We start from the raw sequence: 21904 nt of genomic DNA on the forward strand, positions 1-21904 counted from the left end.
GGTCAAACCACCTATGGCACCGTATGGCATCCATCTCTCTCGACGCCACTAGAAACCGCCGACGAAAACGGGACACGGAAATTCGGCTCGGCGAAGCGGTAACTCAACCGCCGGGCGTCACGATGCCGTGCTCATAGGCGAACACCACCGCATGCGTCCGATCGCGCAGCCCGAGCTTGGCCAGCACCCGCGACACGTGGGTCTTCACAGTGGTCTCACCAAGGAACAACGCAGCGGCGATCTCCGCGTTGGAAGCACCCTTGGCCAGCTCCACCAACACCTCGAACTCGCGATCGGTCAACGAAGGCGGCCGAGTCCGCTGCTTCCCGGCGGCACTGAAGCGCGCGATCACCCGCCGAGTCACCTCGGGCGACAGCAAGGCGTCGCCGCGCGCAACCACCCGCACGGACTCGACCAGGTCCTCCGGCGAGGCGTTTTTCAGCAGGAACCCGCTCGCACCCGCCTGCAGCGCCTCGAAGAGGTAGTCCTCGCGGTCGAAGGTGGTCAGGATGACCACACGGGTGCCATGACCGGCGGCGAGGATTTGGCGAGTGGCTTCGAGGCCGGACATGCGCGGCATTTGGACGTCCATCAGCACGACGTCCGGACGTAGGCGCAGGGCCAGGTCCAGCGCCTCGGCGCCGTCGCCCGCCTCGCCCACGACCTCGATGCCCGGCTCCGTGCCGAGGATGACGCGGAAGCCGGCGCGGACCAGGTCCTGGTCGTCGGCCAGCACTACTCGCAAGCTCACGGCTTCTCCCCCGTTGGCAGTGATGCACGTACGAGATAGCCCGCGTCGCGTCGTGGGCCCGTCTCCAGCGAACCGCCGTGCACGGCCAGGCGTTCGCGCATGCCCACCAGACCGAAGCCGGGGACAGGGGCGGTGGACGGGCCGCGGCCGTCGTCGGTGATCTCGACCTCCAAGGTGTTGTCCAGGTAACGCATTCGCACGTCGACGTGTTGCGCGGCCGCGTGTTTCACGACGTTCGTGAGGGCTTCCTGGACTACGCGGTAGGCCGAGAGCGCAACGGCTGACGGCACTTCTCGTGGTGCGCCGTAGACGCCGTGGGTGACCTCGAGGCCTGCGGCACGGGCGTTTTCCAGCAGTTCCGGGAGGTCGTCGAGGCCTGGGGCGGCGCGGAGGTCCGGTTCGGCGTCGGCGCGGAGCACGCCCAGCAGGCCGCGGAGTTCACTGATCGCAGTTCGGGCGGTTTCCTCCACGGTTTGCAGGGTGTCGCGAGCCATCGCGGGATCGGAGTCGAGGACTCGGCGGGCGGCGCCGGCCTGGATGCCCATCACGGACACGTGGTGTGCGACCACGTCGTGGAGGTCGCGGGCGATGCGCATGCGTTCGGCGGCGATGGCTCCGCGGGTGTTCTGTTCCTGGGAGAGGCGCAACTCCTCGGCCTGGAAGGAGAGCTCGGCCTGGCGGCGGGCTGCGGTCCAGGCCATTTCGCCCACCACGTAGGCGAAGACGAAGAAGAAGATGTTGAATTCCAGTCCATAAACGACGGTCGCGAGCGTCGGGTCCAGTGGGCCCGCGGCGTTCTTGAAATTTCCCGGTGGGCCGAGCAGGGCGCGCACGAGGCTGAAGCCCAGCCAGAAGAACATCGTGGCGATGACGCCGATGCGGGACCAGCGGGCGACGAGGCGGTTCTGTTCCCAGGCGCCGACGGTGAAGATCGCGAGGAACAGGATCCCGGACGGGACCAGGTTGTCGCCGAGCTGCCGCCACTGCGCGGCGATGAACAACGCGGACACCACGAGCATGACGGCCAGCGGGTAGCGCCGGCGCACGACGAGGGGAACGGAGAGGGCGAGCACCCAGGCGAGTTGTTCGCGCAGATCGGGAGCCCGGCCCTGGGCGAAGGCGCCGATGCTGTTGACCAGCACGGTGAACTCGACCGCGCACAGCAGCACGAGCACGGCGATGCCGATGTCGCGTCGTTGCTGGGCGGGAGTGGGGCCGGGTCGCCGCCATTCGTTCCACACGGGCTCTTCCACTCGATCACGGTACCCGGCGGGACATTTCCATCGTCAATCGAAGGTTTCACCCCGGAGGGTGTTTCGGGCCACATGGTTGGACGCCCCGGTATGGATTAACCAATACTGCGCGTTACCCGCGAGTAACGTCCCCCTGCGACAAGGCCTCGAATGCGCATTCCTCACCTGTCCCTGTCCGCCACCCTGCTGCTCGGCACGCTCACGGCGTGCGCGTCCGATGACCAGATGACCGAGCCTGTTCGCACTGGTCCTGGCGTCTCGACTGAATCGATCTCGCTCGGCGTGTTGACAGACATGACAGGCCCGTTCAAAGGGTCGTCGATTTTTCGGATCCGCGGCTATGAACTCTATCTGGATCAGGTCAACAAACACGGTGGCGTGTGCGGGCGGCGCATCGAGCTGAAGCAGAAGGACCACGCGTACGACGTGCAGAAGGCGCTCGACGGCTATTTCGAGCTCGAACCGCAGGTGCTGGGATTCATCGACGTGCTGGGCCAGCCGATGACCGCCGCCATCGAGCCGGACCTGATGCAGACGCGGGCGCTCACCGTGCCCGGCTCGTGGGCGGCCGACCTGCTCGGCAACCCGCACATGATGATCGTCGGCACGACATACGACCTCGACATCATCAATGGGCTCGACCACTACAAGCGCAACGGCGTCCTCGCGGCCGGTGACACCATCGGCCATGTGCACCTGCGCGGCAGCTTCGGCGACAACGCCCTGGAAGGCAGCCGGTTCGTCGCCGAGAACTGGGGCATGAAGGTCTCCGAGCAGGCGGTCACCGAGTCGACGGCGAACTTCGCCGAGCAGATCGCCGCGCTCAAGGCCGCGAACGTCAAGGTGCTCGTCCTCAGCCTGACGCCGCCGCAGGCCGCCGCCGCGGTGGGAATCGCCGCGCAGCTCGGCTGGACCGTGCCGATCCTCGCCAACGCAGTCAGCTACGACTCCGCGATCATGCAGTCGCCGGTCGCGCCGGTGTTCGCGAAGCAGGTGCTGATCCCGACGCCCGTCGCGCCGTGGAGCGGCAACGCCGAGGGCGTGAAGGAGCTGCGCGACGGCTACCAGGAGCGCTCGCGCGGCGAGGCTGGAACGCTCAACACCGTGCACGGCTACACGGTCGCGATGGCGTTCGTGGCCGTGCTGGAGAAGGCGTGCGGCAAGAAGGATCTGACGCGCGACGGTGTGCTGCGCGCGTTCCACGACACGACAGGCCTGACCACCAAGGGCATCACGGGCCCGTTGAAGTTCTCGTTGGTGGGACGGCCTTCCAGCACCCAGTCGTACATGACGCGGCCGGACGCGAGCGTGCCGGGCACGCTCAAGGTCGTCGAGGACCTCTACGAGTCGGAACTGGTGAAGCTCAAGGGAACCCGCGCGCGTTGATCCAGTAGCGTGTCGCAGCTACCTCTTGGGATGTGACCGTGAGAGTGATGCCGGCAGGCAGCCGCGCTTCGATCATGAAGATCGCGCTCTCATGGCTGCCAACTGCACAGTTGGCAGCAGTTGGGGTGATCAGCGAACGTTTGCGTCGGCATTTCTCTACCGCCAACTCGGCAGCGACGTGCATGAGAGCGCGACCATCCGGGCTTTCGGTGACGAGCACCAGACCGCCCAGCCCCCTGCCCGACTCAGCGGAGCACAACCAAGCCGTGCCGCTCTACTGGTGGTGCGGTGCATCGTGGTGCCCTGCTGAGCGTGAATTACCTCGCCGACGTTCCGAGTCGCACCACTAGAGTCGCCGCATGGGACTCAGCCTGACGGTGCTCGGGTGCGCGACGCCGTACCCGAGCACGGACAACCCGTGCTCCGGCTATCTTCTGGAACACAACGACACTCGACTGTGGATGGACGCCGGCACCGGCACGCTCGGTCCGCTCCAGCGCCACACGAGGCTCGAAGACCTCGACGCGATCTGGATCTCGCACCTGCACGCCGACCACAGCGCGGACCTGCTCACCGCCTACTACGCGCTGCTGTTCGCGGACATCGAACGCGACCGGATCCCGCTGTTCGGCCCGCCCGGCATCGCCGACCGCCTCGCCGGCTTCCTCACCAACGGCCCGCAGCGCAGCCCGGTCGAGGACGCGTTCGAGATCACCGAGCTGCACGACGGGCACGAGACCACGATCGGGCAGCTCCGGCTCATCAGCAGGGCCGTGCACCACGGCATTCCCGCGTTCGGCGTGCGCGCCGAGGCGGACGGCGTCTCCCTCACCTATTCCGGCGACACCGCGCCGTGCCCCAACCTCGTCGAACTCGCCCGCGACACCGACGTGCTGCTGTGCGAGGCCGAAAGCGCCGAGAAGACGCAGGACATGGCCCATCACACGCCGGAGGACGCGGGCGACACGGCGACGAGCGCGAACGCGGGCAGGTTGATCGTGACGCACGTGGGCCGCTTCCTGTCGCCGCAGCAAGCGGTCGCACGCGCGTCGTCCCGTTATCGGGGTCCTGTCGACTACGCGGCCCCGGGAAGCACGTTCAGTACGCCTTGATCTCGCTCATGCCCCACGGCACGTCGGTCCACGCACGGCCGCACCACGTCCGTCCTAAGTGGATGGAGCGAGCCCGACTGGGTGTTGCGCATCTTTGCCGCCTAACCCACTCTGGAGATCGAAAACGATTTCGACAATGCGCCGGAAGTCGCAGAAATCGTCGAATGAGCAGTCGAATCTCGTTCGAAAGGATTTCGATGGGGAGACGGCGATCGGACGCGATCACACTCAGGGACGTGGCGAGGCTGGCGGGCGTGTCGATCGCCACCGCGTCCAAAGCGATCAACAACCGCGACGAGGTGGCGGCCGTGACCCGTGCCCGCGTGCTGCGCGCGGCGGCCGAGTTGTCCTTCCGCCCCAACGTTCTCGCGCAGGGCCTCGTGGCAGGCCGCACCCGAGCCATCGGCCTGCTGACCGACGAGCTCGACGGCCGCTTCGCCATCCCGATCCTGCTGGGCGCCGAGAACGCCTTGTCACACGAGGAGATGTCGGTGCTGCTGTGCGACACGCGCGGCGACGCGATCCGCCGCGACCACTACCTCCGCACCCTGCTGGCGCGCCAGGTGGACGGTTTCATCATCGTGGGCGACAGCAACGACACGCACCTGTCGCTCAGCGCCGACATCCCGGTGCCCGCGGTGTACGTCCACTGCAGGTCCACCAACCCGGCCGACCTCTGTCTGGTGTCCGACGACGAGGGCGGCACGCGGCTCGCCGTGGAACACCTGATCGCGTTGCACCGCAAGCACATCGCCCACATCACCGGCCCGCAGTCCTATCGCACCGCCCGCGACCGCGCCACCGCGACGCGTGCCGTCCTGCACGATCACGGCCTGCGGCTGGCCGGCGGTCAGCCGCTGCACGGCGAATGGTCGCAGCACTGGGGCAGACACGCCGCGCGGTTGCTGGTGGCCACCACGCCCGAAGTGGACGCCATCTTCTGCGGCAACGACCAGATCGCCAGCGGCGCCGCCCAGGCTCTCGTGGAACTCGGTCGCCGCGTGCCCGACGACGTCGCGATCGTCGGATACGGCAACTGGGAGATCTTCGCGGCGGACAGCAAGCCACCGCTCACCACAGTTGATCTGAACCTGCAGCAGCTCGGCGAGACGGCGGCGCGGCACCTGCTGGCGGCGCTGGACGGCACGACGGCGTCCGGGGTGTTGCGGCAGCCGTGCCGGTTGGTGATCCGCGAGTCGAGTGCGTGAAGGGATACTGGTGATCGTCGACCTCCTGACGAACGGACCACATGCTCAACCCACTGGACCTGTCGCTGACGAACGGGCCGATCCCGACCGCCGCCACCGTCGCCGGCGCGCTCGCACTGCTCACCCTGGCGATCCGGCGCGGCCGGAGCTGGTGGACCCGGATCCTCCCTGCCGTCGTGCCGGCGTGCGTGCTGGCCGTGATCGGTCTGAAGCTCGTGGTCGACCACGTGTGGAAGCCGTGGCCAGAACCGCTGCCCGCGATCCTCGTGGTGTGGACGGGTGTGGCCCTGCTCGCGGGGTGCCTGGCGATCGCGCGGCTCCGCGCCGGGCGGTGGTACGCACGGGTGCTGAGCGTGGTGCTCGCCTTGGTCGCCATGACCAGCGCTCTCACCGCGGCGAACGCGTACTTCGGTTTCTACCCCACGTCGCGTGCTGTGCTCGAGCTGTTCACGAACAACCGGGTCGACCTGGACGAGGCCGCGAAGCCTGCTTCCAGCGTGCTGCCCGCGGGAAGCAGGCTCGCCGACGTGTGGCACAAGCCCGCCGATCTGCCGGAGAAGGGCACGGTGTCGGAGGCGGACATCCCCGGGGTGTTCAAGGCGCGCCCGGCGTGGATCTACCTGCCGCCCGCCTACGCCGCGACGCCCCGCCCGCGGTTGCCCGTCGTCGTGTTGCTTCCAGGACAACCGGGGTCGCCGCGCGACTGGTTCGACGCGGGCAGGCTCACCGAGCGGCTCGACGAGTTCGCGCGTGAGCACGACGGTCTTGCGCCGATCGTGGTCGTGGCCGACCAGCTCGGTGCGCGGATGGCGAACCCGCTCTGCCTGGACTCGAAGCTGGGCCGCTCCGAAACCTATCTGGCGCGCGAGGTGCCCGAGTGGATCAAGCGGCGGCTGACCGTCGACGAACGCCGTGAAGCGTGGACCATCGCGGGTTTCTCCCAGGGTGGAACATGTGCTCTGCAGCTCGCCGTGCGGGCGCCGGACGTGTACGGGAACTTCATTGACCTCACCGGGCAGCGTGAGCCGTCGCTCGGCACCCGCCAGGACACGGTCAAAGCCGCGTTCGGTGGTGACGAAGCGGCGTTCACCCGCGTCAACCCGATGGACATCCTTGCGCGCGAACGGTTCCCGCAGACCGCGGGTGTGATCGTCGCGGGCAAGGGTGACGCGCTCTACCACCAAGCGGACGCCGAGGTGTTCGAGGCCTGCCGCAAGGCGGGGATGGACGTGCAGTGGAAGGAACTGCCGGGCGGGCACGACTGGAACGTGTGGCGGCCGGGGCTCTACGACTCGTTGCCGTGGATGGCCGCGAAAACGGGTCTGACGAGGTAGTCAGGTGGTTTGTCCAGGAGCGCTCCCTCCGGAACTCATGTCCGGAGGGAGCGCTCGGCGGGGCCGGGACGGCCGAGCGGCAGTGACACCGTTCGACGCCGGGGAACAGAACGGTGAGAGGCCGCCGCGCTGCCGTCGCGGGATGCGAGGTGACCTCCACGACGCCGCACCGTGTCAGTCCGCATCCCTGCCGACCCCGAGTCAGGGACCTGGGAGCGCTCCCAGGTGAAAACGGACTGTAACGGCCGGAAACAGGCTTCGGGAAGCGTCGTCGAACAAGAGTCGATGTCCGAGTGAATTTCGGGTTTTACCCGGAGTGATCGCCGGAAGGGTCGATTTCACGGCATTCCGGTCAGCACAATACCGGAACGGCCCAGCTGCGATACGCACCGTATCTCCGATTCCGCTTCACTGCGCCATTCCAGTGAGGTGCGACGGAAAGTGATCAACCGCGGCCGTGGCATGATCGACGGAAAAGTTACGGCAAATGGCCACAATTCGTTGTGCTGAACGGCTCAGCGTCGCGGCGGCTGGATACTTTCTGCCACCTGAACGATCGTGAACCCGTTCGGCACAACACCGCGCCGACATTCGGCCGACGCGCCAGGGCCAGCTGTCGGCATTACGAGTGCGTTCAGAGGGCGCCTCTTCCGGAATGTTTTCGTGACCGTTACAGTCGGCCCGAACTGGGAGCGCTCCCATAAGCATCCGAATCCCTGCCATCGGAGGCTCAAGTGCTCAGTCTCAGGTCACGAGCCCTCACCACCGCGATCGTCGTGGTGCTCACCGCCCTGGTGGTGCCGCGAGCAGAAGCCGCGCCGGCGTTCAACTACGCGGAGGCGCTGCAGAAGTCGATCTGGTTCTACGACGCGCAGAGGTCGGGGAAGCTCCCGGCGGACAACCGCGTGAGCTGGCGTGCGGACTCGGCGCTGCGCGACGGCTCCGACGTCGGGCTCGACCTGTCCGGCGGGTTCTACGACGCCGGTGACCACGTGAAGTTCGGGCTGCCATTCGCGTTCAGCATGTCGATGCTCGCCTGGGGCGCGGTGGAGAACCGGGCGGCCTACGCGGACTCCGGGCAGCTCAAGCACCTGCTCGCGAACCTCAGGTGGGGCACGGACTGGATCATCAAGGCGCACCCGTCACCGAACGTCGTCTACGGCCAGGTCGGCGCGGGCAATCCCGACCACGCGTGGTGGGGATCGGCCGAGGTCATGCCGATGGCCCGTCCTTCGTACAAAGTGGACGCTTCCTGCCCCGGCTCCGACCTCGCGGGCGAGTACGCCGCCGCGATGGCGTCGGCCTCGATGGTCTTCAAGGACACCGATCCCACCTACGCGGCCACACTGCTCACCCACGCCAAGCAGCTCTACTCGTTCGCGGACACCTACCGCGGCAAGTACAGCTCCTGCATCACCGACGCCGCGAACTTCTACAACTCGTGGAGCGGTTACCAGGACGAGCTGGTGTGGGGCGCGATCTGGCTGCACCGCGCGACCGGTGACGCGAGCTACCTGACCAAGGCGAAGACGGAGTACCAGAAGCTCGGCACCGAACCGCAGAGCTCCGAGCGTTCCTACAAGTGGACCATCGCGTGGGACGACAAGTCCTACGGAGCCTACGTGTTGATGGCCAAGCTCACCGGCGAGCAGACCTACATCACCGACGCCAACCGCTGGCTCGACTTCTGGACCACCGGCTACAACGGCAACCGGGTGCGCTACTCCCCCGGCGGCCAGGCGGTGCTCGACAGCTGGGGTTCCCTGCGCTACGCCGCCAACACCGCGTTCACGGCGCTGGTGTACTCGGACTGGCTGTCCACTCGCGACAGTGCACGTGCCAGGACCTACCACGACTTCGGCGTGCGGCAGGTGAACTACGCCCTCGGCGACAACCCGCGCAACGCGAGCTACGTCGTCGGCTTCGGCGCCGGCTCGCCTCGCAACCCGCACCACCGCACCGCGCACGGGTCCTGGGCCGACAGCATCCAGGAACCCGTCACCAGCCGGCACGTGCTCTACGGCGCGTTGGTCGGCGGCCCGAGCACGAACAACGACGCCTACACCGACAGCCGCAACGACTACGTGATGAACGAGGTCGCGCTCGACTACAACGCGGGCTTCACCGGCGCCCTCGCCCGGCTGTACCAGGAGTTCGGCGGTACCCCGCTCGCGAGCTTCCCGGTCGCCGAGACCCCGGACGGTCCCGAGCTGACGGTCCAGGCGTCGGTGAACCAGAGCGCGGCCCAGTTCACCGAGATCAAGGCGTTCGTGCTCAACAAGAGCGCGTGGCCCGCGCGGACGTTCAACGGCACGCTGCGCTACTTCTTCACGCTCGACGGTGCCACCACGCCCAGTCAGATCTCCGTGACCACCAACTACAACCAGTGCGGCCCGGCGAGCGCGCCGATGCAGTACCGCGGCGCGGTGTACTACGTGGAGATCCCGTGCTCCGGCATCGCCCCGGCCGGGCAGTCCGCGTACCGCAAGGAAGTCCAGTTCCGCATCACCAGCACCGGCACGTGGGACCCTTCCAACGACTGGTCGTACGCAGGGCTCGGCAGCGGCAACACGGTCGCCCAGACCGACCGGATCGTGTTGCGGCAGGACGGGAAGACGTTGTGGGGCAAGGAGCCCGGCGGCATCGTCGACGACGGTGAGGCGCCGACCGTCCCGACAGGACTGATCGCGTCGAACGCGGGCAGCTCCAGCGTGACGCTGAACTGGACCGCCTCCACGGACAACGTCGGCGTCACCGGGTACGAGGTGTCGAACGGCACGAACGTCGTCGGTTCGGCGACCACGACCAGCCTGCTCGTCACCGGCCTGGTTCCTGACACGCAGTACACGTTCTCGGTGCGTGCGCGAGACGCCGCGGGCAACGTCTCTGGCGCGAGCACACCGGTGAGCGTGCGCACGCTGCCCGGTGTCAGGAGCACACTTTCCGTACAGCACAAGGGAACGAGCGCGGCCAGGACGAACCAGATCGGCGCGACGCTCCAGGTGACCAACAACGGCACCACTCCGGTCAGCCTCACGACGACGACCGTCAGGTACTGGTTCACCGGGGAGTCGGCGCCCGGCTACCAGGTCTGGTGCGACTGGGCGCAGATCGGCTGTGCGGGCGTTCGCGTCCAGGTCGTCAAGCTCGCCACCCCGCGGCCGGGAGCCGACGCGTACCTGGAGGTGTCCTTCACCACCGGCAGCCTCGCCGCGAACGCCACCACGGGCGAGATCCAGCTCCGGGTGGCGAAGTCCGACTGGTCCGCGTTCGACCAGGCCGACGACCACAGCTACCGGGTCAGCGCCGCGCTGACCGACTTCGACCGGGTCACCGCCTACTCCGCGGGCACGCTCGCGTGGGGCGCGGAACCCTGACCAGATCTCGGCGCTGGACGTTCTGCGCGCCCAGGCGTCCCGCGCCGATCCCACCCCCGGTCTCGTGACCGGGTCCCCTCCGCGCCCCCGGCACAGCGTCGTGCCGGGGGCGCCTCCATGCCTGGGACGCTTCATAGCTGACTGAAGCTGTCGGCGACACGCGAAACTGTGGGCGACACGCGAAGTTCGTACACATTCGAATTGACGGCCGCTGACTCCTACGATGAACGACATGACGGAAATCGACCGGCACCGGCGGCCAGGCTCGCGGATCGAGGAGGTCGCGCGGCTGGCCGGAGTGTCCAAGTCGACCGTCTCCCGGGTGATCAACGACGAGCAGTACGTGAGCGCCAAGTCCCGTGAAGCCGTGCACGCGGCGATCGCCCGGCTCAAGTACAGCCCGAACCAGGCCGCGCGAACGCTGGCGGGCAGCAAGGCCAGCGCCATCGCGCTGATCGTCTCCGAACAGGGCAGCCGCGTGCTCGGCGACCCGTTCTTCGCCGGCGTGCTGCGCGGCGTGCACGCCGAGCTCACCGGGCGGCACATCCAGCTGCTGTTGATGCTCAGCCAGCCGGAAGGCCATGACGACCTGGTCAGCTACCTGGCGGGCGGGCACGTCGACGGCGTGCTGCTGGTGAGCCTGCACGGTGACGACCCGCTTCCCGGACGGCTGCGCGAGATCGGTCTCCCGGTCGTCGTCGGCGGCCGCCCGCTCGGCTCCACCTCCGTCCCGTTCGTGGACTCCGACAACTTCACCGGCGGGCTCGAGGCCGCACGTCACCTGGTGTCGCTGGGCCGCGACCGGATCGCGACGGTGACAGGACCGCGTGACATGGCCGCCGGGCTCGACCGGCTGAGCGGATGGCGGCGAGGGCTCGGCGAGGCGAAGATGTCCGCCGATCTCGTGGCGGAGGCCGACTTCACGCCGGAGAGCGGTGCCCGTGCGATGACCGAGCTGCTGGACCGGGCACCGGACCTCGACGCCGTGTTCGTCGCGGCCGACATCATCGCCGTGGGAGCGCTCCAGGTGCTGCACTCCCGGGGCCGGCGCGTGCCGGAGGACGTGGCCGTCGTCGGGTTCGACGACTCGTTGCTCGCCTCCACCGCGACGCCGCCGCTCACCACGGTCCGGCAGGACGTCGAACAGCTCGGCCGCACGATGACGTGGCGGTTGCTGGGCGAGCTCGCCGGGGAAACGGGACTGCCGCCCTCGCTGTTGTTGCCGACGACTCTGGTTCGCCGCGCCAGCGCCTGACGGGGCCAGAATTTGGGAGCGCTCCCAGGTTTTCAAAACGTGACCCACGCCGGAAACCGCGAGGTCACACGCGCACAGTAGGCGACAACCACTACTGCTACCCAAGAGTGAGCCTTGACACACCTGTGACACGGCGCGAAACTCCTCCGCATCTGGGAGCGCTCCCAGAAACCGCCGAGACCAGAGGAGTTCTCCCGTGCGACAGCGTTGGGTCAGCGTGCTGATCTGTGCCGCCGTGTCCGCCGCCGCCACCACCGCATGCGGCTCGGGAGGGGCAAGTCAGACCCCGGACGGCAAGACCGAACTGACGATCGCGACGTTCAACGAGTTCGGGTACGAGGACCTGTTCAAGGAGTACGAGGCCGCGCACCCGGACGTGAAGATCACACAGCGGAAAACAGGCCAGGGCCAGCCGCACCACCAGAACCTGTTCACCAAGCTGGGCGCCGGATCCGGTCTCGCCGACATCGAGGCCATCGAAGAGGGCTACCTGAGCCAGGTCATGGCGAAGGCCGGGCAGTTCAACGACCTCAAGGAGATCGGGCCGAAGATCGAGGACGGCCGGTGGCTCCAGTGGAAGACCGACGCGGTCACCACCAAGGACGGCAAGCTGATCGGCTACGGCACGGACATCGGCCCGCTCGCCATGTGCTACCGCAAGGACCTGTTCCAGCAGGCCGGTCTGCCGTCGGACCCCGAGGGCGTCAAGGCGCTGTTCTCGACGTGGGACAGCTACTTCGCCGCCGGTGACCAGTTCATCGCCAAGGTGCCCGGTGTCGCCTGGTTCGACAGCGCGGCGCAGGTCTTCAACGCCATGCACAACCAGCACAAGGTCGGTTACTACGACCGCGACGACAAGCTGGTCGTGGAGACCAACTCCGACATCAAGGCGGACTGGACCGCGGTGACCGGTGCTGTCACGAAGGGGCAGTCGGCGCGGCTCGCGGCGTTCAGCAACGAGTGGAACACCGGGTTCAAGCTCGGCAAGTTCGCCACCAAGACCTGCCCGTCGTGGATGCTCGGCGTGGTCGAGTCGCAGGCCGGACCGGAGAACAAGGGCAAGTGGGCGGTCACCGACGCGTTCCCGAACGGTGGCGGCAACTGGGGTGGCTCGTACCTGAGCGTGCCGAAGCAGAGCAAGAACGCCAAGAAGGCCGCCGAGCTCGCCGCCTGGCTGACCGCGCCTGACCAGCAGATCAAGGCGTTCAAGGCCAAGGGCACCTTCCCCAGCCAGGTCAAGGCGCTGGACGCGCCCGCGCTGCTGGAGCAGACGAACGCCTACTTCGGTGACGTCAAGGCCGGTGCGCTGTTCGCGGTGCAGGCCAAGAAGGTCACGGCCGCGCAGTACAAGGGCCCGAAGGACGGCGAGATCCAGGAGACCGTCTTCAGCCCGGCGCTGCAGTCGGTGGAACAGGGCAAGAACGCCGACGAGGCGTGGCGCACCGCGGTGCAGGGCGCTGAGAAGGCGGCCAAGTGACCGCCGTGCTTCCTGAGGTCGGCCGCGGGAGGGAGCAGGAGCCCCTCCCGCAGCCGGCCCGGCGGTACCGGTTGTCCAAACTGGACAACAAGGTGTCGCCGTACCTGTTCGTCGCGCCGTTCTTCGTGTTGTTCGGCGCGATCGGACTCTTCCCCTTGCTGTACACCGCCTACGTCTCGCTCTTCGACTGGGAGGTGGGCGCCGACGACCCGGCGTTCATCGGCCTGGACAACTACCGCACGCTGTTCCAGGACGCGCAGTTCTGGAAGGCGTTGTTCAACACCTTCAGCATCTTCGTGCTCTCCAGCGCCCCGCAGATCGTCGTCGCCGTGGCGATCGCGGCGCTGCTCAACGAGAACCTCCGCGCTCGCACCGGCTGGCGGATGGGTGTGCTGCTCCCCTACGTCGCCTCGCTCGTCGCGCTGACCATCATCTTCGGAAACCTGTTCGGGCCGCAGTACGGGCTGGTCAACACCGTGCTGTCGGCGGTGGGCATCAGCCCGGTCGACTGGCAGGCCAGCACGTTCGGCAGCCACGTCGCCATCGCCTCGATGGTCAACTGGCGGTGGACCGGCTACAACGCGCTGATCGTGCTCGCCGCCATGCAGGCGATCCCGCGCGAGGTGCACGAGGCCGCGCTCGTCGACGGCGCGGGATCGCTGCGGCGGTTCTTCAGCATCACGTTGCCGATGCTCAAGCCGACACTGATCTTCGTGATCGTCACGTCGACGATCGGTGGCCTGCAGATCTTCACCGAGCCGAAGCTGTACGAGCCGTCCGGCGGGAGCGGCGGCGGCGCGGAACACCAGTACCAGACCGTCGTGCTCTACCTCTACCAGACCGCGTTCCAGGGCCTCGACCTCGGTTACGCCTCCTCGATCGCGTGGGTGCTGTTCTTGATCGTCATCGCCGTCGCCGGACTCAACTTCCTCATCACGAGGAGGGCGGTGCGATGATCAACCGCAGGCCGTCGTTCCTGGTGTACGGGTTGCTCGGCGCCTTCGTGCTCGGCTCCGCCTTCCCGTTCTACTGGTCGTACCTGGTCGCGAGCCGCGACAACTCGGTGCTGACCGGCGACTTCACGCTCGTCCCCGGCGGGAACTTCTGGGCGAACGCCACGCGGGTGTTCGACACGATCCCGTTCTGGAAGGCGCTCGGCAACAGCTTCATCGTGTCCGGCACCGTGACCGTGTCCGTCGTGCTGCTGTCGGCGCTCGCCGGGTTCGCGTTCGCCAAGCTCCGGTTCCGCGGCCGGGGCGTCCTCTTCCTCTTCGTCGTCACGACGCTCGCCGTGCCGACGCAGCTCGGCATCATCCCGCTGTACATGGCGATGGCCGAGTTCGGCTGGGCCGGTGAGCTCGAAGCCGTCATCGTGCCCAACCTCGTCACCGCGTTCGGAGTCTTCTGGATGCGGCAGTACCTCGTCGACGCCGTGCCCGACGAACTCGTCGAGGCCGCCAGAATGGACGGCTGCAGCCTGTGGCGGACGTTCTGGCACGTCGGTATGCCCGCCGCGCGCCCCGCCGCCGCGATGCTCGGCGTGTTCACGTTCATGCAGTCCTGGAACGACTTCCTCTGGCCGCTGGTCGTGCTCAACGCCGACAACCCCACTCTCCAGGTCGCACTGGAGAAACTGCAGAGCGGCTACTACGTCGACTACTCGCTCGTCCTCGCCGGGACCACGCTGGCCACGGTTCCGGTCCTGATCATCTTCCTCGTGCTCGGGCGGCAGATCGTCGCCGGTGTCATGCAGGGCGCCGTCAAGGGGTGAAAATGGAGAACATTGTTTTCCCACAGGGTTTTCTGTGGGGCGCCGCGACCGCGGCGTTCCAGGTGGAAGGTGCGACCGACGTCGACGGTCGCACCGACTCCATCTGGGACGTCTTCTGCCGCGTTCCCGGCAACGTGGTGGGCGGCGACTGCGGCGAACCCGCCGCCGACCACTACCGGCGGTTCGAGCAGGACGTGGCGCTGATGGCCGAGCTCGGCCTGAAGGCGTACCGGTTCTCCATCGCCTGGCCGCGGGTGCGGCCGGACGGCGGCGAGGTGAACCAGGCGGGCCTCGACTTCTACAAGCGGCTCGTGGACACGTTGCTGGCGCACGACATCGTGCCGTGGCCGACCCTGTACCACTGGGACCTGCCGCAGAAGCTGGAGGACGCCGGCGGCTGGGCCGCCCGTGACACCGCGTTCCGGTTCGCCGACTACGCGGCGTCCACAGTGGACGCTCTCGGCGACCGGCTCGGCACCTGGACGACGTTGAACGAGCCGTGGTGCTCTGCGTTCCTCGGCTACGCGTCCGGTGTCCACGCGCCCGGCCGCACGGATCCGCGCGCGGCCGTCGCGGCTGTGCACCACCTGCTGCTCGGGCACGGGCTCGCCACCGACGCCATCCGCTCCGCCACCGCGGGAGCGCAGGTGGGCATCACCCTCAACATGTACCCGATCATCCCGGTCGATCCCCGGAACCCTGCGGACCTGGACGTGGCGCGCAGGCTCGACGGACTGCAGCAGCGGATCTTCCTCGACCCGTTGCTGCGCGGCGAGTATCCCGCGGACGTCCTGGCGGACCTCGAGCCGTTCGGGTTCGGCGAGAACGTGCGCGAGGGCGACCTCGACGTGATCTCGGCGCCGATGGACATGCTCGGCGTGAACTACTACACCGAGCACTACGTCAGCTCCTCGCCGAACGGCAGCGTCGACGAGGCTTCACCCTGGGTGGGCGTCAAGAGTGCGTCGTTCCCCCGCCGCGACGCCCCCAGGACCGACATGGACTGGGAGGTCAGGCCGGACGGCCTCACCGCCGTGTTGCTGCGGCTGCACCACGACTACCCGAGGCTTCCGCTCTACATCACGGAGAACGGCGCCGCGTTCCGCGACGACATCTCCGGTGCCGGCGCGATCGACGACGTCGACAGGACCGGTTACATCGCGGCGCACCTGCGCGCCGCGCACACGGCGATCAAGGCCGGAGTCGACCTGCGTGGTTACTTCTGCTGGTCGTTGCTGGACAACTTCGAGTGGGCCGAGGGGTACGCGAAGCGGTTCGGCATCGTCCACGTCGACTACGACACCCAGATCCGCACGCCGAAGATGAGTGCGAGGTGGTTCGCCAGAGTGGCCCGCGACAACGCGTTGGTCGCCGTGTCATGACGGAAGGCAGGAGTCGGCGCCCCGGCCCGCGCATCGAGGAAGTCGCGCGCGTGGCCGGGGTGTCGAAGTCCACCGTCTCCCGGGTGATCAACGGCGAGAAGTACGTGAGCGAGCGGTCCCGGCAGGCGGTGCACCGCGCGATCGCGCTGCTCGGATACAGCCCGAACCACGCCGCGCGGACGCTCGCCGGCAGCAAGGCCAACGCGATCGCGCTCGTGATCTCCGAGCAGGGCAGCCGGGTGCTCGCCGACCCGTTCTTCGCCGGTGTCCTGCGCGGAGTCCACGCCGAGCTGGCCGGGCGCCACGTGCAGCTCCTGCTGATGATGAACCAGCCGTCGGACGGCGCGGGCCAGATCGCCTACCTCACCGGCGGTCACGTCGACGGCGCGCTCGTCGTGAGCCTGCACGGCGAGGACCCGCTGCCGAGGACGTTGCACGAGACCGGTTTGCCGATCGTGGTGGGAGGCCGCCCGCTCGCGGGCGGCTCCCTGCCGTTCGTCGACTCGGACAACTTCAACGGCGCGCTGGAAGCGGTGCGCCACCTGATCTCCCTGGGCCGCGAGAAGATCGCCACGATCGCGGGTCCCGCCGACATGGCGGTCGGCATGGACCGGCTCAGCGGGTGGCGGTGCGGTCTCGCGGAACACGGACTGGCCGTGAAGCTGGTGGTGCACAGCGACTTCACGCCGGAAGCCGGCGCGCTCGCGATGGAGCAGCTGCTGCACATGGCACCCGACCTCGACGCCGTCTTCGTGGCCGCGGACATCATGGCACTGGGCGCGATGATGGTGCTGCAGGCGCGCGGCTACCACATTCCCGACGACGTGGCGGTGGTCGGGTTCGACGACTCGGTGGTGGCGGCGACGGCGGTGCCGCCGCTCACCACCGTGCGCCAGGACGTGGAGCAGTTCGGCCGCACCATGACGTGGCGGCTGCTCGCCGAGCTCGCGGGCGAGGAGAAGCTGCCGCTGTCGATCCTGCTGCCGACGTCACTCGTGCGCAGGGCCAGCGCCTGACGCCGTGAACACCCGCACGTCCCGCGCGCCCAGGGTGACGGGTGGCCCCGCCTTGACGATGTCGCCGTCCAACGGGTCCGTGAGTTCGACGGGAGCCATGGCCACGGCGTGCTCGCCTCTCCAGTCGTTCGCCACGTGAACCCCGAAACCGACAGGTGAATCTCTTTTCGGGCGAGTTGTCACACCGGCGCCACGACTGTCCACACCGGACTCGACGGCCGCGTGCCGACGGAGTTGGGCATCGCGCCTACTCCGAACGCCGTCTTGACCGCCGATGGCCGAGTCTGGACTCTGGGAGCGCTCCCAGAACCGTCGACGAGGACGTGGTGCGCATGGCAGCCCGCAGGCTTCTCCTGGTGATCGCGCTCGTCGCGGCCTGTCTACCCGCGGTGGCGAGCACCGCGGCCGGCGCGGCCGACGCCACCGTCGTGGTCAACGCGAAGGCAGGACTGGCCACCGTGCCGGACACCGCGATCGGCGCGAACCACGCGATCTGGGACAGCCAGCTCGGCACGAACGCCGTGAACGACCTGCTCGGCGACGCGGGAGTGCGGATGATGCGCTACCCCGGCGGTTCGTACGGCGACATCTACCACTGGAAGGACCACACGGCGCCCGGTGGGTACGTGGCACCGAACACCGACTTCGACACGTTCATGGCCGGTGTGCGCAGAGCGCAGGCACAGCCGATCGTCATCGCGAACTACGGCACCGGAACGCCGCAGGAAGCCGCCGACTGGGTCCGGCACGCCAACCTCACCAAGGGCTACGGCGTGAAGTACTGGGAGATCGGCAACGAGCTGTACGGCAACGGCCACTACGGCGCCAACTGGGAAGCCGACAACCACCCCGACAAGAGCCCCGCCGGGTACGCCAGGGAGACCGTCGCCTTCGCCCAGGCCATGAAGGCGGTCGACCCGACCATCAAGGTCGGTGCCGTGCTCACGACCCCGGCGAACTGGCCGGACGCGGTCGTCGGAACCGGTGATGCCGCGAGCTGGAACCAGACGGTGCTGTCCATCGCGGGCCCGTACGTGGACTTCGTGATCGTGCACTGGTATCCCAGCGGCTCCACGACGGCGCAGGTGCTGGCGAGCGCGGACCAGGTCCCCGACATGATGTACCTGCTGCGTCAGCAGATCAGCCGGTACGCGGGGGCGGACGCGGACCGCCTCGGCGTCGCGATGACCGAGGTGAACACCAACTACGGACGCAACACCCAGCCCGGCGCGCTGTTCGCCGCGGAGGCGTACACGTCGTTGCTGGAGAACGGGGTCTTCAACGTCGACTGGTGGAACGTCCACAACGGACCCGGCAAGGCGTCCACTGTGGGCGGTCAGCCCGACTTCGACGACTTCGGCCTGCTCTCCAGCGGTGGGTGCACGCAGGAAGGCCCGTGCGAGCCGACGTTGAACACGCCGTTCGCTCCGTACCACGCGTTGAAGATGCTGAGCCTGTTCGCCCGCCCCGGCGACCAGCTCATCCGGGCGGGCTCCGGTGACCCGTCGGTCCGAGCGCACGCGGCACGCCGGCCGAACGGTGATCTCGCCGTGCTGCTGGTCAACTCCGACGAGAGCAACTCGCGCACGGTCAGCATCGAATACGCCGGCTACACACCTTCTTCTGCCGCGCCGACGGTGCACACGTTCACCAACGGGGCGAGCGGGGTCGTGACGTCGACGGACGGGAGCGCTGTCAGCCAGACGCTGCCGCCGTTCTCGCTCACGACGATCGTGCTGCACCCGTCCGGCCACGCCAAGCTTCCCGCCGCACCAGGACAGCCGACGGGCTCGACGACCGACCGGACCGCGACGATCACCTGGCCGTCCGTGCCGGGTGCCGTGAAGTACGAGGTCCACCGCCAGCTCGGCACGACCAGCGAGCAGTGGGGTGAGACGCCGGGAACGTCGTTCACCGCGGGGAACCTCAACCCCGGCAGCAGGTACACGGTCAACGTGCTGGCGCGCGATGCCGCGGGGGCGCTGTCGTGGTCGTCTCCCCCGCTCACCGTCACCACCGGCACCCCCGCGCAGAGCGCCTGCCGGGTGCGCCTGACCAACACGACCGACTGGAGCAGCGGGTTCATCGGTGCCGTCGACATCACCAACACCGGCTCCCAGCCGATCGCCGACTGGACGCTGACCTTCAGCTGGCCCACCGGTCTGCAGCAGGTGTCGTCCGGCTGGAACGCGACGTGGGCCCAGACCGGACGCACGGTCACGGTCACCGGCTCCACCCGCATCGAACCGAACTCGACCGTCGGCACCGGCTTCGTCGGCAGCTACACCGGGCCGAACATCCCGCCGGCGGCCTTCACGTTGAACGGAACGCTGTGCTCAAAGGAGAGCGGATGAAGCGGCGGCACAAGGTTTTCGGCGCGCTGATCGCGGCTGTGGTGGCCGCGGGCGGAATGGTCTCCATCGCCACGGCCGGTCAGGTCGCGACGGTGGTGGCGGCCGGCGGCACCGGCACGGGATACCTGCACACCAGCGGCAGCAAGATCCTGGACAGCACCGGCGCGACGGTCAGGCTGACCGGCATCAACTGGTTCGGGATGGAGACCGACAACAAGACGTTCCACGGTCTGTGGGCCAGCGTCACGTGGCGCCAGCAGCTCGATCACATGGCGCAGCTGGGCTACAACACCCTGCGCGTCCCGTTCTCCAACGACGCGTTGAAACCCGACGCCAGGGCCACCGGCATCAACGACTACACCAATCCCGACCTGGTGGGCCTGTCACCCTTGCAGATCCTCGACAAGGTGATCGGTTACGCGGGCCAGAAGGGGATGCGCGTCATCCTCGACCGGCACCGGCCGACCAGCGCGGGCCAGACCGCCCTCTGGTACACGGCCGGTGTTCCGGAGAGCACGTGGATCAACGACTGGAAGATGCTCGCGCAACGCTATGCGGGCAACACCACTGTCATCGGCGCCGACCTGCACAACGAGCCGCACGCCGAGGGCACCAACCCGGCGGCGACCGGGTCGTGCTGGGGTTGCGGTGACACCAGCCGCGACTGGCGGCTCGCGGCCGAACGGGCCGGCAACGCGATTCTTGGCGTGCAGCCGAACTGGCTGATCTTCGTGGAGGGCGTGAGCTGCCCGAGCGGCGGGCTGTCGAACGTGTGGGACGGCGACCCGTCCAACGACGAGGACTGCGGCTGGTGGGGCGGGAACCTGTCGAAGGCGGGCCAGTTCCCGGTGCGCCTGTCCGTGGCGAACCGGCTGGTGTACTCGCCGCACGAGTACGCGACCTCGGTCTACAACCAGCCGTGGTTCAGCGCACCGGACTACCCGGCGAACATGCCGGGAATCTGGGACAAGTACTGGGGTTACCTGTACAAGCAGAACATCGCACCGCTGATGATGGGCGAGTTCGGCACCACGCTCGCGAACCCGGTCGACAAGGTGTGGCTCGAGAAGCTGATGGCCTACACCGGGACCGGCGTGAACGGCATCTCGTTCACCTACTGGTCGTGGAATCCCAATTCCGGCGACACCGGTGGCATCGTCGGCGACGACTGGACGACGGTGAACCAGGCCAAGCAGAACATCCTGCAGCCGTACCTTATCCCGCCCACCGGTGGCGGGCCCGGTCCGACGACGACCACTTCGGGCGGCGGCGGTGGCACGGGTGCGTGCAAGACGGCGTGGAAGCTGGACAACTCCTGGCAGGGCGGTTTCCAGGGCGCGCTGACCGTCACGAACACCGGGACGAACGCCGCCAACCCGTGGACCGTCGCGTTCACGCTGCCCAGCGGAGTCACCGTTTCCAACGGCTGGAACGGCACCTTCAGCCAGTCCGGCACCACGGTCACCGTGACCGCGCCGTCGCACAGCCCGTCGCTGAGCGCGGGAGCGGCCGTGTCGCTCGGCTTCACGGCCAATGGCACGACGGCCGCACCTTCTGCCGTGACGCTCAACCAGGCGGCCTGCACCTCATGACACGACTCCGGCCGCGGTGCTCTTCGCACCGCGGCCGGAAAGCCGGATCAGACGCTGGCGGTGGTGCGGGCAGCCAGACCGTCGATGACGGCGCCCAGCTTCTCGGTGACCTCGGGGTCGTCGACCGGGTGCAGCTCGGCGAAGCGGACCACCGAGCCTGGGATCGACAGCGTCAGGTCCTCGGCGACCTCGGCGCCGGCGATCTTGACGGCCTTGCGGGCCTCGTCCTGCGCCCAGACGCCGCCGTACTGCCCGAACGCGGTGCCGACGACGGCGACCGGCTTGCCGGACAGGGCACCCGCGCCGTAGGGGCGCGACAGCCAGTCGATGGCGTTCTTCAGCACGGCAGGGATGGTGCCGTTGTACTCGGGCGAGACCAGGAGCAGCGCGTCCGCCTCGACGGCGGCCTCGCGCAGCTTGACGGCGGCGGCCGGAACGGTGCCCTCGGCGTCGATGTCCTCGTTGTAGAACGGCACGGTGTCCAGGCCGTCGAACAGGCTGACCTCGACGTGCTCCGGGGCGATCTGCGCCGCGGCTTCGGCGAGCCTGCGGTTGTGCGATCCGGCGCGGAGGCTGCCGACGAGGGTGAGGATGCGGACGGCCATTACTTACTCCCGGGGTGCAGGCTGTGTGGAA

At 68.2% G+C, this 21904-nt stretch carries 17 protein-coding genes; 13 read left to right on the forward strand and 4 right to left on the reverse strand.

The window, feature by feature from the left end; genetic code table 11:
* Nucleotides 1–103: 103 nt before the first annotated feature.
* On the reverse strand, nt 104–751 hold the full coding sequence (locus JOD27_RS14160; protein WP_204762653.1) for a response regulator: 648 nt from the start codon (nt 749–751) through the stop codon (nt 104–106).
* Nucleotides 748–2004: a sensor histidine kinase gene (locus JOD27_RS14165; RefSeq protein WP_307830123.1), complete on the reverse strand. Its 1257-nt coding sequence runs from the start codon at nt 2002–2004 to the stop codon at nt 748–750. Before JOD27_RS14165 ends, JOD27_RS14160 begins: the two co-directional genes overlap by 4 nt.
* Before the next feature lie 225 nt (nt 2005–2229).
* Here JOD27_RS14165 and JOD27_RS14170 point away from each other — a divergent pair, with 225 nt between their 5' ends.
* The 11 genes from JOD27_RS14170 to JOD27_RS14220 all read left to right on the forward strand — a co-directional run bounded on the left by JOD27_RS14170 (nt 2230) and on the right by JOD27_RS14220 (nt 17322).
* Nucleotides 2230–3390: an ABC transporter substrate-binding protein gene (locus JOD27_RS14170; protein WP_275591686.1), complete on the forward strand. Its 1161-nt coding sequence runs from the start codon at nt 2230–2232 to the stop codon at nt 3388–3390.
* A 359-nt stretch (nt 3391–3749) separates the two neighbouring features.
* Complete coding sequence (locus tag JOD27_RS14175) at nt 3750–4502, forward strand: MBL fold metallo-hydrolase (protein WP_204762655.1); 753 nt, start codon at nt 3750–3752, stop codon at nt 4500–4502.
* A gap of 236 nt (nt 4503–4738) precedes the next feature.
* Nucleotides 4739–5710 (forward strand): LacI family DNA-binding transcriptional regulator, encoded by a 972-nt coding sequence (locus tag JOD27_RS14180; protein ID WP_307830124.1) that lies wholly within the window; start codon nt 4739–4741, stop codon nt 5708–5710.
* 41 nt (nt 5711–5751) lie between these two features.
* The gene (locus tag JOD27_RS14185; RefSeq protein WP_204762657.1) at nt 5752–7044 is read left to right on the forward strand and encodes an alpha/beta hydrolase; all 1293 of its coding nucleotides are present in this window, start codon (nt 5752–5754) and stop codon (nt 7042–7044) included.
* Between the two features lie 734 nt (nt 7045–7778).
* The gene (locus JOD27_RS14190) at nt 7779–10421 is read left to right on the forward strand and encodes a glycoside hydrolase family 9 protein (RefSeq protein ID WP_204762658.1); all 2643 of its coding nucleotides are present in this window, start codon (nt 7779–7781) and stop codon (nt 10419–10421) included.
* A 232-nt stretch (nt 10422–10653) separates the two neighbouring features.
* Nucleotides 10654–11676, forward strand: coding sequence for a LacI family DNA-binding transcriptional regulator (locus JOD27_RS14195; protein ID WP_239566977.1), 1023 nt, complete (start codon nt 10654–10656; stop codon nt 11674–11676).
* 196 nt (nt 11677–11872) lie between these two features.
* Nucleotides 11873–13153: an ABC transporter substrate-binding protein gene (locus tag JOD27_RS14200; protein WP_204762660.1), complete on the forward strand. Its 1281-nt coding sequence runs from the start codon at nt 11873–11875 to the stop codon at nt 13151–13153.
* Between the two features lie 5 nt (nt 13154–13158).
* Entirely contained in the window at nt 13159–14109 is a 951-nt protein-coding gene (locus tag JOD27_RS14205) for a carbohydrate ABC transporter permease (protein ID WP_307830132.1), read from the forward strand.
* The gene (locus JOD27_RS14210; protein WP_204762662.1) at nt 14106–14924 is read left to right on the forward strand and encodes a carbohydrate ABC transporter permease; all 819 of its coding nucleotides are present in this window, start codon (nt 14106–14108) and stop codon (nt 14922–14924) included. The genes JOD27_RS14205 and JOD27_RS14210 overlap by 4 nt, the downstream gene beginning before the upstream one ends.
* 2 nt (nt 14925–14926) lie before the next feature.
* Nucleotides 14927–16306 (forward strand): GH1 family beta-glucosidase, encoded by a 1380-nt coding sequence (locus JOD27_RS14215; protein WP_204762663.1) that lies wholly within the window; start codon nt 14927–14929, stop codon nt 16304–16306.
* Nucleotides 16303–17322, forward strand: coding sequence for a LacI family DNA-binding transcriptional regulator (locus tag JOD27_RS14220; RefSeq protein WP_204762664.1), 1020 nt, complete (start codon nt 16303–16305; stop codon nt 17320–17322). Before JOD27_RS14215 ends, JOD27_RS14220 begins: the two co-directional genes overlap by 4 nt.
* Here the strand turns inward: JOD27_RS14220 and JOD27_RS14225 are convergent.
* Nucleotides 17296–17457 (reverse strand): hypothetical protein, encoded by a 162-nt coding sequence (locus JOD27_RS14225; RefSeq protein ID WP_204762665.1) that lies wholly within the window; start codon nt 17455–17457, stop codon nt 17296–17298. The two genes, JOD27_RS14220 and JOD27_RS14225, sit on opposite strands and share 27 nt — an antisense overlap.
* Before the next feature lie 197 nt (nt 17458–17654).
* On the opposite strand from JOD27_RS14225, the gene JOD27_RS14230 reads away from it, so the two are divergent.
* Together JOD27_RS14230 and JOD27_RS14235 are read left to right on the forward strand one after the other, a co-directional pair.
* Nucleotides 17655–19676 (forward strand): cellulose binding domain-containing protein, encoded by a 2022-nt coding sequence (locus JOD27_RS14230; RefSeq protein ID WP_204762666.1) that lies wholly within the window; start codon nt 17655–17657, stop codon nt 19674–19676.
* Nucleotides 19673–21268 (forward strand): cellulase family glycosylhydrolase, encoded by a 1596-nt coding sequence (locus tag JOD27_RS14235; RefSeq protein ID WP_239566978.1) that lies wholly within the window; start codon nt 19673–19675, stop codon nt 21266–21268. Before JOD27_RS14230 ends, JOD27_RS14235 begins: the two co-directional genes overlap by 4 nt.
* Nucleotides 21269–21315: 47 nt before the next feature.
* Here the strand turns inward: JOD27_RS14235 and JOD27_RS14240 are convergent, their stop codons facing one another.
* Nucleotides 21316–21873: an NADPH-dependent FMN reductase gene (locus JOD27_RS14240; protein WP_204762667.1), complete on the reverse strand. Its 558-nt coding sequence runs from the start codon at nt 21871–21873 to the stop codon at nt 21316–21318.
* Nucleotides 21874–21904 lie beyond the last annotated feature (31 nt).

Source organism: Lentzea nigeriaca (assembly GCF_016907955.1).
In the GTDB taxonomy this organism is placed as follows: Bacteria; Actinomycetota; Actinomycetes; order Mycobacteriales; family Pseudonocardiaceae; genus Lentzea; species Lentzea nigeriaca.